The organism is Pseudomonas sp. A-B-19 (assembly GCF_019947515.1).
Taxonomy (GTDB): Bacteria; Pseudomonadota; Gammaproteobacteria; order Pseudomonadales; family Pseudomonadaceae; genus Aquipseudomonas.
The window spans coordinates 44,247-57,295 of sequence record NZ_JAGYGN010000016.1; the positions used below are offsets into that span (position 1 = coordinate 44,247).

The window sequence follows — 13,049 nt, forward strand, 5'->3', positions numbered from 1 at the left end:
AGAGTTCATTTGGCGGGGGGTGTGAGTTGTCTGTGAGGGCCCCATCGCGAGCAAGCTCGCCACACAGGTTGTCTTGCACTGGCTCAGATAACTAAGGCGGATCAAGCCGATCCAGCGCCCGATTCACCGCCAGTTCCCCGAGCATGATCACCTGTGCAATCCCCAACAGTGCATGGCGACTTGTCCCCTGCAGATGATCCACCAGATCGTTGGCCATGACATTGGCCGAAGCCAGCGATTCGCACGCATGCACCAGCAGGGTTTCGGTACTGAGTTCGGGATTGACGATGAACATGGTGCCGGGTGTGCGCGGGGTGGCCATGATGTTGGCGCCCGGGTTGAGGTCGTGATTGAGCGCACGTTCGGCGGCTTCGTGGAATTGTTTTGAGTCGTGGCTTTCGTACGGCGAGGCCGGGTCGGTGTCTGGCGGATTGGGTGTTACTTTGAACATATGCTGATTACTCCTGAATGGAGCCGCTCATTGTTCTCTACTAAAAGAAGGGTGGCGGCTGGACGCAGGTTAGTAGACCGGGGAGATCAGCATTTACCGGCGCGCCGAAGCGCCCTGCGTACAGCCACCATCAAATTCAGGCAAGCCTGACTGATAGAGCTTTTACACCTAGCTGATAGAACCACGGGCTACTAAACCCGATCACTGACAATCAGTGACCCGAATCAAGTTACCGACGACCCCCAAGGCGCACAAGCCGGCGGATTCTGGCGTACCTGTAGGCAACGGCGCAAGGCGTTGTGGCTTTCACGAAGTAACCTGTAGGCCGTTTAAACAGGCGCTATCGAGTGGTTTTTAACCTGCTGTCATGCCTTGTCAAAGAGCGTTGAATTCCTCGGGGGCGGCAGGAAGAGTCCTACGAAAGTTTGCGGTTGGCCCTCGGAAGTACAGCCCTTACGATTTGACGTTACGCATTGGTCGGTTTGGCAAATGACACTTCATCTTGCGATCGACGACAGCATCCCCGATACCGATTAAACTGCTACCCATTGACCCCGGAGGCCATTATGAGCGCCGAACTTTCCCCCATCGTTTCAGAGTTTGAGACCAAAGAGCAGGCCGCCAGCCATGACCATTGGTTCCGCGCCAAGGTGCAAGCTTCGATTGACGACCCGCGCCAGAATGTCCCGCACGATCAGGTGATGGCTGATATGCGAGCCCTCATCGAATCAAAGCGCAACAAGCACGATGCTGGTTGAGTGGCGGCCCGAAGCACGGGCCGGACTCTGGCAAATCCTGAATGACATTGGCGACCGAAACTTCATAGCGGCCAGCGAGCTATTTCAAGCCATTGAGGCTGCTACATCGGCCCTTCCCGAACATCCCTACCTTTATCGATTCGGTCGAGTACCCGGCACTCGGGAGATTGTCGTGCATCCCAACTACCTGGTGGTTTACCGAGTGACGGATCGAATCGAAATATTGAGCGTGTTGCATGCTCGGCAGGAATACCCCTGACTCTCAGGGTATTGCGTCATTTCTGGCACAGCAATTCTCATACCTTCGGGAATAATGAGAGCGCTGCCGGGCACATCTTCCGCAGACCGTATCGCCTATGTATTATCGGCATCGGCCCGATGCTGCCCGCCGCTCGCTCCCGCTGGGAAAGGTGAAAGCATCTCCTCCTTCTACGAACCCTGTCACCTCTCTTGACGGTCGAGGTTTGGCAATGCGAGCACCAGAGCATCTCGGCTACAGGAGCAGTCATGTTTTCTCACGACGATTCGCCGCAGTATCAAGGATGAACACACTATGACCACGCAGGACACCTCGCTTCAAGACATCGCCGCGCCAGAAGGCGTTTGTTATGGCTGCGGCAGCCAGAACCCCCACGGGTTGCACATCAAGAGCTTCTGGCATGAAGACGGGGTGCATGTCATGGCCGAGCATTTGCCGGATGACAAGTACTGCGGCTGGCCGGGTCTGGTTTACGGCGGTTTGATCGCGATGCTGGTGGATTGTCATTCCAACTGGGCGGTGATGGCTTATCACTACCGGGCAGAGCAGCGCGAAGCGGGCAGCTTGCCCCACATCACCTGCGTCACCGGTAATCTGGGCATCAAGTTCATCAAGCCCACCCCGATGGGTGTCCCCCTGACACTGCGTGCCAAAGTCGAGGGCGATGTCGGGCGCAAAAGCCGGGTCATTTGCGAGGTCTTCGCCGGGGATGTCCTGACCGCTGTCGGCGACTCCACTTTTGTCCGCGTCGATACCGGGCAACTCAGGGCGGCCGCACACAGCCATACGTCGCAAGCAGAAAACGGAACCGGGCCGCTGTAGCCAGTTGAGTCCAGCGGCGACCACAAGACCGCCATCGCGAGCAGGCTCGCGCCCACAATGGACCGGTGTTCACAGAACCCATGTGGGAGCGAGCTTGCTCGCGATGGGGCCGGAAAGAACACCACAACTATTGATTCCTGAACCCTTCCTGAAGAGCCCCACGATTTACCCCGGCAAGCTTTTGTATCGGGTTTACTCGCCAAACATCGGGGCGTAAGCTTCGCGCGTTTTCATCCATAACGGAGACCCACAGTGGGTACTTGTTCGAGTGACAGTTGTCGGCCGGTCTCGGTAACCGGCATTTTCTCGGCAAGATAACGCGCAGTCTCCTGTGCCGTTGTCTCGCCAACAAGCGAGCAGCGGCATCCCGATCATGGCCAGTCCCGGCCGTGTCCCGACGTCCCTCTCATCGACGCTGAACAGTGCGTGGTTGCGACTTTTTGTCGTGGCCGCCGCTCTATCGACACGCCTGTCATTCGTGACCGGCGCGCCAGGCCTTGCTTTGCCGGTTGTTCCGGCGGCAGCGGCGTGGACCTGCCTGCTCGACGGTTTCCCGGCTGACCAAAGGGGCACCAGCCATGAAACTTACCCTCAAGGAATTCTTCGCAGGTTTCCTGCGTAACCGCCACATCGCCCGGCACTTCCGTCGCCTGGCGTTGCTGGAAACCTTCACCGACACCACGGTCAGCCGTGAGGTCCCTCCCACCCTGGCACAAACCCTGGTGGCCGCTGCCGGCAGCGACACGGGTCAATTGCTCAACACCCTGGGCAGTCACACCGACGGCTTGAGCGAACTCGAGGCCGATGCCCTGCGCGAGCAATACGGCCTCAACGAAGTCGAGCACGAACAGCCGCTGCCCTGGTGGACGCACCTGTGGCACTGCTACAAGAATCCGTTCAACCTGCTGCTGACGTTGCTGGCGGTCATCTCCTGGCTGACCGAAGACATGAAAGCCGCCATCGTGATTTTCTCCATGGTGGTGCTCTCGACCTTGCTGCGCTTCTGGCAGGAAACCAAATCCAACCAGGCCGCCGACGCCCTCAAGGCCATGGTCAGCAACACCGCCACTGTGATGCGCCGGGACCTTGAGGACCGCGGCGCGCAGCGCATCGAATTGTCGATCAGGCAATTGGTGCCGGGCGACCTGATCGTGCTGTCGGCCGGTGACATGATTCCCGCCGATTGCCGGGTGCTCAACGCCAAGGACCTGTTCGTCAGCCAGGCAGCGATGACCGGTGAATCGATGCCGGTGGAAAAATTTCCCCGCCAGCAGGACCGCGACACGCGCAATCCGCTGGACCTGGACAACATCCTGTTCATGGGCACCAACGTGGTGTCTGGCACGGCCATGGCGGTGATCCTCACCACCGGCAACAGCACCTATTTCGGCGTCCTGGCCCAGCGCGTCGGCGCAACCGACCGGTCACCAACTTCGTTCCAGACCGGGGTCAACAAAGTCAGCTGGCTGCTGATCCGCTTCATGTTCGTGATGGCGCCACTGGTGTTGTTCATCAACGGTTTCACCAAGGGCGACTGGACCGAAGCGCTGCTGTTCGCGCTGTCGATTGCCGTGGGCCTGACCCCGGAAATGCTGCCGATGATCGTCACCTCGACCCTGGCCAAGGGCGCGGTGTTCCTCTCGCGCAAGAAAGTCATCGTCAAACGCCTCGACGCCATCCAGAACTTCGGCGCCATGGACGTGTTGTGCACCGACAAGACCGGCACCCTGACCCAGGACAAGATCTTCCTGGCGCGCAACGTCGATGTCTGGGGCAACGATTCCGATGACGTGCTGGAAATGGCCTACCTCAACAGCTACTACCAGACCGGCCTGAAAAACCTGCTGGATGTGGCGGTGCTCGAACACGTCGAAATCCATCGCGAATTGAAAGTCGGCACGGCGTTTCGCAAGGTCGACGAGATCCCGTTCGACTTCACCCGCCGGCGCATGTCGGTGGTGGTCGCCGAGCGCGATCAACCGCACCTGCTGATCTGCAAGGGCGCGGTGGAAGAAGTGCTGGCGGTCTGCTCGCGGGTGCGTCACGGCGAGCTCGATGAAGCCTTGAGCGAAGAACTGCTGGCGCGCATCCGTCAGGTCACGGCTACGTTCAATGCCGAGGGCCTGCGTGTGGTGGCGGTTGCTGCGCGGTCGATGACCGAAGGGCGCGACACCTACAGCCTGGCCGATGAACAGGCACTGACGCTGATCGGCTACGTGGCGTTCCTCGACCCACCGAAGGAAAGCACTGCCCCGGCCATCAAGGCGCTGGCCGCCCACGGCGTGGCGGTGAAAGTGCTGACCGGCGACAACGAACTGGTGACGGCGAAGATCTGCCGCGAAGTCGGCCTGGAGCAGCAAGGCCTGCTGATGGGCAACGACATCGAACGCATGAGCGACGCCGAACTGGCGAAAGCCGTGGAGACCACCAACGTCTTCGCCAGGCTGACCCCGTCGCACAAGGAGCGCATTGTCCGTCTGCTCAAGGGCAACGGCCATGTGGTCGGTTTCATGGGCGACGGCATCAACGACGCCCCGGCCCTGCGCACCGCCGACATCGGTATTTCCGTGGACAGCGCCGTGGACATCGCCAAGGAAGCGGCCGACATCATCCTGCTGGAAAAGAGCCTGATGGTGCTGGAGGAGGGCGTGCTGGAAGGGCGCCGGACCTTCGCCAACATGCTCAAGTACATCAAGATGACCGCCAGCTCGAACTTCGGCAACGTGTTCTCGGTGCTGGTGGCCAGTGCGTTCATCCCGTTTCTGCCGATGCTGCCGATGCACCTGCTGGTGCAGAACCTGCTCTATGACATTTCGCAGATCGCCATCCCGTTCGATAACGTCGATGACGAAATGCTCAAGCAACCACAGCGCTGGCAACCGGCGGATGTCGGGCGCTTCATGCTGTTTTTCGGGCCGATCAGTTCGATCTTCGACATCAGCACGTTCGCCTTGATGTGGTACGTGTTCGATGCCAACACCCCGGATCACCAGACCCTGTTCCAGTCCGGCTGGTTCGTGGTCGGGTTGCTGACCCAGACCCTGATCGTGCACATGATCCGCACGCCGAAGATCCCGTTCCTGCAAAGCCGCGCGGCCATGCCGTTGCTGGTGATGACCGGACTGATCATGGCCGTGGGGATTTTCCTGCCGATGGGACCGCTGGCGCATTACTTCAAATTGCAGGCATTGCCGTCGCTGTACTTCGTGTTCCTGCCGGTGATCCTGCTGGCGTACATGGCGCTGACCCAGGCGGTGAAGGGGTTCTACATTCGCCGGTTTGGCTGGCAATAAAACCGCGAGGCTGGCCAATCAACGCAACCCCTGTGGGAGCGAGCTTGCTCGCGATAGCGGTGGGTCAGCCCCATAGATGTCGAATGTGCCGCCGTCATCGCGAGCAAGCTCGCTCCTACAGGGGATCGTGTGTTTTTCAAAGGATTCATCATGCAAGCACTTAACAACCTCAACCTGACCTCCCTGCTCGACACCCTGGTCAGCCTCAGCGCGGCCTTCATCCTCGGAGGCCTGATCGGTTTCGAGCGTCAGTACCGGCAACGCACCGCCGGCCTGCGCACCAACGTACTGGTGGCGGTGGGCGCGGCGATTTTCGTCGACATGGCCAACCGGCTCGGCGGGGCCGAAGGCGCCGTGCGGGTCGTGGCGTACGTGGTCTCCGGTATCGGCTTTCTCGGCGCCGGGGTGATCATGCGCGAAGAGGGCAATGTGCGCGGCCTCAACACCGCCGCCACGCTCTGGACCTCGGCCGCAGTCGGTGCCTGTGCTGGTGCCGACCTGCTGGCCGAAGCCTTGCTTGGCACCTTGTTCGTGCTCGCAGCCAACACCTTGCTGCGGCCGATCGTCAACAACATCAACCGTCAGCCGCTGGATGTGATTTCGGCAGAGGTCACCAACATCGTCTATGTCATTGCCCGGCGTAGGCAGCAGAAAACCGTGCTGGCCTTGCTCGAAGCCGAGCTGGAACGCAGCAACTATCCGGCCAGCGATGTCGATGTGCATGCCTTCGGCACGGATGAAGTCGAAATCGAAGCCACCCTGGCGACCACCTCGGTCGATGGTGATGAACTGGATGCGCTGGTGGCACGGATTTCGACGTCGAGCCTGGTGGTGCAGGCGTTCTGGAGTCCGAGTACCACGGAGTAACGGCCAAGGTTTCCCGGGCAAGAATCAGATTAACCGGCATTTATTTAGGAATATTCCTACATAAACCCAGGAGGGTCTTCCGTAGGCTTTGCGACCTCTTGAAACCGACATCCTTTTGGAGGTCACCTTGCCGAACAAATCCTTGCGCATCCTGATCGCCGATGCGCAGCACTTCAACCGCCTGCGGATCGAGCGACTGTTCAACCAGCTCGGCTATTTTCGGGTGGCGCCGGTGGCGGGCAAAGTCCGGGTCAGCCAGGCCGCTCTGCCGGACCTGGCGTCCATTACGCAGTTGATGAGTGCTGTCGATCATCGACTACCGTTCGTCGGAACTGTCATTTCTGTCAGGTAGTACTTTCCAGCCCTCCATGCAAAAGTCTATGCGCAGCGTTGTACCCAATCACTGCGGTGCCTGGAGGGCATTTTTTGCCCGATCGAGTCGTTTTGCACGGGAGTTGCCATGAAGTCAGCACTGATTGTGGAAGATCATCCGGTGGTTCGCTCCATGATCAAACTCGTACTCAAGGGTGAAGGATTCGGGAGTATCTACGAGGCCTCCCGTGGCGATGAGGTCCTGGCATTGATCCGCGGGCATCAACCGGATGTCGTGCTGCTTGATCTGGGCCTCCCGGGTGTGGCGGGGCTTGAGGTGATGGACCGTATCAAGGCCGAAAACACGCGGTGTCGCGTGGTGGTGTTCACCTCGCTGGAGGCCCAGTTCTATCAGGACCGCTGCATGCGGGCGGGGGCGGTTGCCTATGTCTCCAAGAGCAAGGACCTGGATGACTTGAAGGCGGCGGTCAATTGCGTGATGGCCGGCTATACCTATTTTGCCCAGATCCCTTCGAGTTCCGTGTCGATGGGGGATTTGCAACGCAGTGAAAAGCAGTTGATCGACAAGCTCTCCAACCGTGAGTTGACCATTCTGCAGTACCTGGCCCGGGGTTCGAAAAACCTGGAAATCGCCGAGATCATGCACCTGAGCTACAAGACCGTCAGTACCTACAAGACCCGTCTCACCCTCAAGCTCAACGTAAGCTCGTCGGTGCACTTGAGGGATTTCGCCCTGCGCAATCATTTGATCTGAATGAACGCTCTCCGACGACTGGCAGGCGGGGTGCTGATTGGCCTTCTTCTCTGGGCATCGACGGTCTGTGCACAACAATCGTTGTCCCTGTTGGGACGCTCGAGTGCCGAAGGCCTGAGCGTCAGGTGGTCGGAAGCCGAGTTGCGCTGGTTGCAGCAAAAGGGCCGATTGGTGCTGGCGGTCTCGGCTCCCGACTATCCCCCCTTCGAGTTCAACACGGCAGGCAAGGTGTTCGAGGGCGTAACAGCCGATTACGCCGGGTTGCTCGAACAATTGTTGAACGTCGTCATCGAGGTTCAGCGTTATCCGTCGCGGGCCGACGCGGTGCAGGCCATCAAGGATGGGCGGGCCGATCTGCTGGGAACGGCCAACCGATTCGAAGCCGAAGATCCGCAGCTACAGATGTCCAGCGCCTACGCAGTGGATCAACCGGTGCTGGTCACGCGCACCGATTTCCCTCCGGTGCTCGACCCTACACTGGCCGGCAAGCGACTGGTGATGCTGTATCACTACTTGCCCGAATACAGCGTGCAACAGTTCTATTCCAAAGCGCAGGTCCAGTTGTTTCCCTCGACACTGGCGGCGATGGGCGCCGTGGCGTTTGGCCAGGCCGATGTCTACCTGGGCGATGCGATCAATGCCCATTATCTGATCAGCAGGAATTACCTGAACAACGTGCACCTGACGGACTTCTCGCCCATGGAGTCCGGGCGTTTTGCCTTTGCGATGGCCCGCGACAACGTTGCGCTATTGCGCATCGTCAACAGGGCGCTGGCGGCCATCACCACCAATGAACAAATGAACATCCTGCGCCGTTGGGGGGCCAACGGGGTGTCTATCCCGGGCACTCAGTCTTTGCAATTGAGCGTGGCCGAACAGCATTGGCTCGAACGCCACCCGCGGGTGAGGGTCGCGATCAACGAAAATATCCCGCCGATTTCATTTGTCGACAGCGAAGGCCAGTTTCGCGGTATCGGCGTCGATGTGCTGGCGAAAATCACTTTGCGCACCGGGTTGCAATTTGACATCCAGGGCATGAAGTCGGTGGCCGAGATGATGGCCGGTATCCGGAGCGGGCAGATCGATGTGCTGGCCGGTATCGGCCTCAGTTCCCAGCGTGAAGATGAACTGCTGTTCACCCGGTCGTTCCTGAGCAGCCCGTCGGTACTGGTGACCCGCGTGGACACGGACGGCCTCAGGGCGCTGGATGACATGGCGGGAAGAACCCTGGCGCTGACCCAGGGCAACATTGCCGCCGAGTACCTTCGCCAGCATTACCCGCTGATCCAGCTGGCGGATGCGCCGCTGTCCACGGACGCCATGGAGATGGTCGCCCAGGGCAAGGCCGATGGCGGTATCAACTCGTTGATCAGCGCCCGTTACCTGATTTCCCGGCAGTATCGCGATCGCCTGCAAGTGACCAGCACCGTGGGCACCGACCCGGCCCGAAGCACCCTGGCAACCAGTCGCGAGGCCACCGAGCTGCATTCGATTCTGGACAAGGCATTACTGAGTATTCCCCCCGAAGAAATTGACGAGCTGACTCAACCCTGGCGCTATGACTCGATAGTCGAGCAGAGTTACTGGCTGCGACACCGACAAGCGATCGTGCAGGCATTTACCGTGGCGGGTGTCTTGCTGTTGCTCGCGTTGGCCGGGATCGTCTGGCAGCGGCGGCAGATTCGCCAGCGTCAGCAATTGCTCGGGCAATTGCAGGAGGCCAAGGACGCGGCGGACGACGCCAACCGGGCCAAGACCACGTTCCTGGCCACCATGAGCCATGAAATCCGCACGCCGATGAACGCGTTGATCGGCATGCTCGAACTGGCGCTCAAACGCGCCGATGAAGGGGTGACCGACCGCGCCGCCATCGAGGTGGCGTCCAACGCGGGGCAGCAGTTGCTGGATTTGATCGGCGACATCCTGGACGTCGCGCGGATCGAATCCGGGCATCTGTCGCTGACGCCGGAGCGGGTCAATCTGCACGCGCTGGTGACGTCGGTCTGCCGGGTTTTCGAAGGGCTGGCGATGCAAAAGAATCTGCAGTGGCGGGTCGATCTCGACGCGCGCAGTGACTGTGACGTGATGCTCGATCCCACGCGCTTCAAACAGGTGCTGTCCAATCTGCTGAGCAATGCGATCAAGTTCACCCGGGAAGGCGAGGTGAGCCTCACACTGCGGGTGCTGCCTCAAGGCCCGGCGCATTTCGCCGTCAGCGTACAGATCGAAGACAGCGGCATCGGTATCAGCGCTTTTGACCAGCAACGCCTGTTCAGCCCGTTCGTACAGGCGGGCAACACTCAGCAGACTGCCCGGCAAGGTTCCGGCCTGGGCCTGGTGATCAGTCGTACCCTGTGTGAAATGATGGGTGGCCGGTTGCAACTCGACAGTCAGCCCGGGCGTGGCACGCGGGTGGACATCAGCCTGGTGCTGCCCGTGCTGCAAACGTTGCCCGCCGAGGTGGTGTCCCGGGATCCGGCGCAGCTCACGACTCGGGCGTTGTCGATTCTGGTGGTCGACGATTATCCGGCCAATCGCCTGTTGCTCTCGCGGCAGTTGAGCTATCTGGGCCACAGTGTGGTGCTCGCGGAGGATGGAGCGCAGGGGCTTGAACAGTGGCGCGGGCACGGTTTCGATCTGCTCATCACCGACTGCAACATGCCGCAGCTCAGCGGTTACGAACTGGCCGGCGCGATACGTGAGCAAGAGCGGGTGCAGGGGCTGTCGCCGACGCTGATTCTGGGCTTTACCGCCAATGCGCAGGCCGAGGAGAAGGACCGGTGCAAGGCGGCGGGGATGGACGATTGCCTGTTCAAACCCATCCGCCTGGTGGACTTGCAGGGATGGCTGGCCCGGCGGTTTTCCGGGGCACCCCAAGCGGCGATCGTCGACCCAGGCTTTGCCGAGTTCGATTTGAGCGGGCTGGAGCGCTATGCGGATTCGGATCGTGAGTTGATCGATCAACTGATGCACGATCTGGCGCTGACCAACCGCGAGGACCGTGTGCATTTGCTGGCCTTGCACACCAATGGCGACCGTCCGGGTCTGCAGACGCTGGCACACCGGATCAAGGGCGGGGCGCTGATGGTGCGAGCGCTTGGCCTGGTCGAGTGTTGCGAACGACTGGAGCGGGCGTGCAATGACGGCCGCGCGGCACTGATCGACGATGCCGTCGACCAGTTGCAGCAAGCCATGGCCCGCCTGGAGCAGAGTATCGAGCAGGATTGAGGCTCAATCCCAGTGCGGCGCGATACCCTTGGGGCTGGTCAGCCGGTAGCCGAGCGCCAGGGCGACGCGGTTAGCTCAAAGCTTGCAGCTGCCTTCAGGCAATATCACTACGACTGAATTCTTCCCCGAGAAAATCGATCAACGTGCGCACCGAAGGCAGCAAGCCCCGACGTGAGGGGAAGATCGCATGAATCACGCCACTCTTCGGCGCCCAGCCCGGCACCAGTTCCACCAGTTGCCCGGCAGCGATTTCATCGCGCACCACCACACTGGGCAGGTGCACGATGCCGATCCCGGCGACCGCCGCATGGCGCAACGCCAACAGGTCATCGGTGACCATACGCGGTGCATGCCGGATCATCGCGGTGCTGCCATCGGCACCGAACAGTTCCCACTGATATTCACGCTGCGCCGCCCCCCAGTGCAGGCTCGGCAAGCCGCTGAGGTCGGCCGGGGAGGCCGGTGTCGACAGGCGCGATAAAAAGGCCGGGCTGCCGACCACGCTCTGGGTGCTGTTGCCCAGCACCTTCATCACCATGTCGGTGTTCTCCAGCGGCGGAAAGCGCACCCGCAGGGCAATATCGAAGCCTTCGTGAATCAGGTCGACCCGGCGGTTGGTGCTCTCGATGAACAACTCCACCAACGGGTACTTGAGCATGTAGCGGGTCAGCATCGGCCCGACCCAGGAATTGAGCAGCGCCGTCGGGCAACTGAGACGCACCAGGCCCTGGGGCTCGGAGCGGTTGCGCTCGATCAGTTCGGCGGCGCTTTCCGCCTCCACGCGCATGGCCAGGCAGCGCTGGTAGTAGGCCTGGCCGATTTCCGTCAACGAGCAATGCCGGCTGGTGCGGTGCAGCAGGCGCACGCCGAGGCGTTCTTCGAGTTCGGCAATGCGTCGGCTGAGCTTGGATTTGGGCATGTCCAGCGCCCGGCCGGCTGCGGCGAAACCGTGATGCTCCACCACCTGGGTGAAGTAGTAGAGGGTGTTGAGGTCTTCCACCATCGTTCTCCAAATAGAACGCTAAAGCTGATTTTTGCAGTCTAGTGCAACAAAGGTCACGGTTTTAAGCTTTATCCATGGCTTCACTCAGCTCATCAGGAGACACCATGAAAAACATCATCGGTATCTACACCAGTCCACGGACCCATTGGGTTGGCGACGGTTTTCCGGTTCGCACGCTGTTTTCCTACGACAACCTGGGCAAACACATCAGCCCGTTCCTGTTGCTGGATCACGCCGGCCCCGCTGAATTCACCCCGACCACCGAGCGACGTGGCGTTGGTCAACATCCTCATCGTGGCTTCGAAACCGTGACTATCGTTTACAAGGGCGAACTGGAGCACCGGGACTCCACCGGCAGTGGCGGCAAGATCGGCCCCGGCGATGTGCAATGGATGACTGCTGCTTCGGGGATCCTGCATGAAGAGTTTCACTCCGAAGGTTTCGCCAAGCGCGGTGGCACCCTGGAGATGGTGCAACTGTGGGTCAACCTGCCGGCCAGAGACAAGATGGCCGACCCCGGCTACCAGACGATCCTCGACGGCGACATCCCGAGCATCGCCTTGAAGGACAACGCCGGCAGCCTGCGCCTGATCGCCGGTGAGTTCGATGGCCAAAAGGGCCCGGCGCGCACCTTCACCCCGGTCGACGTGTGGGACATTCGTTTGAAGGCCGGCAAGTTGCTCACCCTGGATCTGCATGAAGGGCGCAACACCGCACTGGTGGTTTTGCGTGGCACGGTTCAGGTCAACGGCCTGGAATCGGTGCGCCAGGGGCAACTGGCCCTGTTCGATCGCAAGGGCGACCAGATGACCCTCCAGGCCAGCGAAGACGCAGTGGTGCTGTTGCTCAGCGGCGAACCGATCGACGAGCCGATCGTCGGTCACGGGCCGTTCGTGATGAACACCGAGCAGCAAATCCACCAGGCCTTTGCCGACTTCCAGTCCGGCCGCTTCGGCCGGATGCACGCTTAACCCGCTTCGCTTCAACAACCCGTTCTACACAGGATGCGTAGGCCGGTCCGAGGCCAGGGATGGCTATTGCCTGAAAGAAAGAGGAAACGCACATGAGTACCGTCAACGCGGCCAATTTCAATGGCCAGAAACCGACTATCGATCCCAACGATGCCGCCATGTTGTTGATCGACCATCAGAGCGGACTGTTCCAGATCGTCAAGGACATGGACGTGCCCCACGCTGTGCTCCAACCACGTTCCTGATTACCGCAACCTGATGACCAGCTACAGCACTCTGGCCAACAGCAAGTAGCTTCAGAATCACTCAT

Annotated in this window: 11 protein-coding genes and 1 pseudogene; 10 read left to right on the forward strand and 2 right to left on the reverse strand. The window is 60.4% G+C overall.

The features are described from left to right. Window positions 1-91: 91 nt before the first annotated feature. Complete coding sequence (locus KGA81_RS18270; RefSeq protein ID WP_223547560.1) at window positions 92-451, reverse strand: DUF6124 family protein; 360 nt, start codon at window positions 449-451, stop codon at window positions 92-94. 566 nt (window positions 452-1,017) lie between these two features. On the opposite strand from KGA81_RS18270, the gene KGA81_RS18275 reads away from it, so the two are divergent. The 8 genes from KGA81_RS18275 to KGA81_RS18310 all read left to right on the forward strand — a co-directional run bounded on the left by KGA81_RS18275 (window position 1,018) and on the right by KGA81_RS18310 (window position 10,765). After that, the gene (locus tag KGA81_RS18275; protein WP_223547561.1) at window positions 1,018-1,209 is read left to right on the forward strand and encodes an antitoxin; all 192 of its coding nucleotides are present in this window, start codon (window positions 1,018-1,020) and stop codon (window positions 1,207-1,209) included. Beyond that, window positions 1,199-1,468, forward strand: coding sequence for a type II toxin-antitoxin system RelE/ParE family toxin (locus KGA81_RS18280; RefSeq protein WP_223547562.1), 270 nt, complete (start codon window positions 1,199-1,201; stop codon window positions 1,466-1,468). The genes KGA81_RS18275 and KGA81_RS18280 overlap by 11 nt, the downstream gene beginning before the upstream one ends. Before the next feature lie 294 nt (window positions 1,469-1,762). Then, window positions 1,763-2,290: a PaaI family thioesterase gene (locus KGA81_RS18285; protein ID WP_223547563.1), complete on the forward strand. Its 528-nt coding sequence runs from the start codon at window positions 1,763-1,765 to the stop codon at window positions 2,288-2,290. Window positions 2,291-2,868: 578 nt separating this feature from the next. Then, window positions 2,869-5,583 (forward strand): magnesium-translocating P-type ATPase, encoded by a 2,715-nt coding sequence (gene mgtA, locus KGA81_RS18290; RefSeq protein ID WP_223547564.1) that lies wholly within the window; start codon window positions 2,869-2,871, stop codon window positions 5,581-5,583. 150 nt (window positions 5,584-5,733) lie between these two features. Further along, entirely contained in the window at window positions 5,734-6,450 is a 717-nt protein-coding gene (locus KGA81_RS18295) for an MgtC/SapB family protein (protein WP_223547565.1), read from the forward strand. 127 nt (window positions 6,451-6,577) lie between these two features. Next, the gene (locus KGA81_RS18300; RefSeq protein WP_223547566.1) at window positions 6,578-6,802 is read left to right on the forward strand and encodes a hypothetical protein; all 225 of its coding nucleotides are present in this window, start codon (window positions 6,578-6,580) and stop codon (window positions 6,800-6,802) included. 108 nt (window positions 6,803-6,910) lie between these two features. Next, window positions 6,911-7,537: a response regulator transcription factor gene (locus KGA81_RS18305; protein WP_223547567.1), complete on the forward strand. Its 627-nt coding sequence runs from the start codon at window positions 6,911-6,913 to the stop codon at window positions 7,535-7,537. Further along, entirely contained in the window at window positions 7,538-10,765 is a 3,228-nt protein-coding gene (locus KGA81_RS18310; protein ID WP_223547568.1) for a transporter substrate-binding domain-containing protein, read from the forward strand. It abuts the gene before it with no gap. Between the two features lie 94 nt (window positions 10,766-10,859). On the opposite strand, the gene KGA81_RS18315 is transcribed toward KGA81_RS18310, so the two are convergent. Beyond that, the gene (locus KGA81_RS18315; protein WP_223547569.1) at window positions 10,860-11,768 is read right to left on the reverse strand and encodes a LysR family transcriptional regulator; all 909 of its coding nucleotides are present in this window, start codon (window positions 11,766-11,768) and stop codon (window positions 10,860-10,862) included. Between the two features lie 104 nt (window positions 11,769-11,872). Between KGA81_RS18315 and KGA81_RS18320 the strand changes: the two genes are divergently transcribed. Both KGA81_RS18320 and KGA81_RS18325 read left to right on the forward strand, forming a co-directional pair. After that, window positions 11,873-12,739, forward strand: a complete 867-nt coding sequence (locus KGA81_RS18320) for a pirin family protein (RefSeq protein WP_223547570.1) — start codon at window positions 11,873-11,875, stop codon at window positions 12,737-12,739. 92 nt (window positions 12,740-12,831) lie between these two features. Beyond that, window positions 12,832-12,948 (forward strand): annotated as a pseudogene (locus tag KGA81_RS18325) (hydrolase); the annotation flags it as partial. Window positions 12,949-13,049 lie beyond the last annotated feature (101 nt).

Excerpts from the sequence above, each read along its gene's own strand:
- KGA81_RS18295 (WP_223547565.1), top strand. The coding sequence starts at position 5,734 with ATGCAAGCACTTAACAACCTCAACCTGACCTCCCTGCTCGACACCCTG.
- KGA81_RS18270 (WP_223547560.1), bottom strand. The coding sequence starts at position 451 with ATGTTCAAAGTAACACCCAATCCGCCAGACACCGACCCGGCCTCGCCG.
- KGA81_RS18310 (WP_223547568.1), top strand. The coding sequence starts at position 7,538 with ATGAACGCTCTCCGACGACTGGCAGGCGGGGTGCTGATTGGCCTTCTT.
- KGA81_RS18285 (WP_223547563.1), top strand. The coding sequence starts at position 1,763 with ATGACCACGCAGGACACCTCGCTTCAAGACATCGCCGCGCCAGAAGGC.
- mgtA (WP_223547564.1), top strand. The coding sequence starts at position 2,869 with ATGAAACTTACCCTCAAGGAATTCTTCGCAGGTTTCCTGCGTAACCGC.
- KGA81_RS18320 (WP_223547570.1), top strand. The coding sequence starts at position 11,873 with ATGAAAAACATCATCGGTATCTACACCAGTCCACGGACCCATTGGGTT.
- KGA81_RS18315 (WP_223547569.1), bottom strand. The coding sequence starts at position 11,768 with ATGGTGGAAGACCTCAACACCCTCTACTACTTCACCCAGGTGGTGGAG.
- KGA81_RS18275 (WP_223547561.1), top strand. The coding sequence starts at position 1,018 with ATGAGCGCCGAACTTTCCCCCATCGTTTCAGAGTTTGAGACCAAAGAG.
- KGA81_RS18280 (WP_223547562.1), top strand. The coding sequence starts at position 1,199 with ATGCTGGTTGAGTGGCGGCCCGAAGCACGGGCCGGACTCTGGCAAATC.
- KGA81_RS18305 (WP_223547567.1), top strand. The coding sequence starts at position 6,911 with ATGAAGTCAGCACTGATTGTGGAAGATCATCCGGTGGTTCGCTCCATG.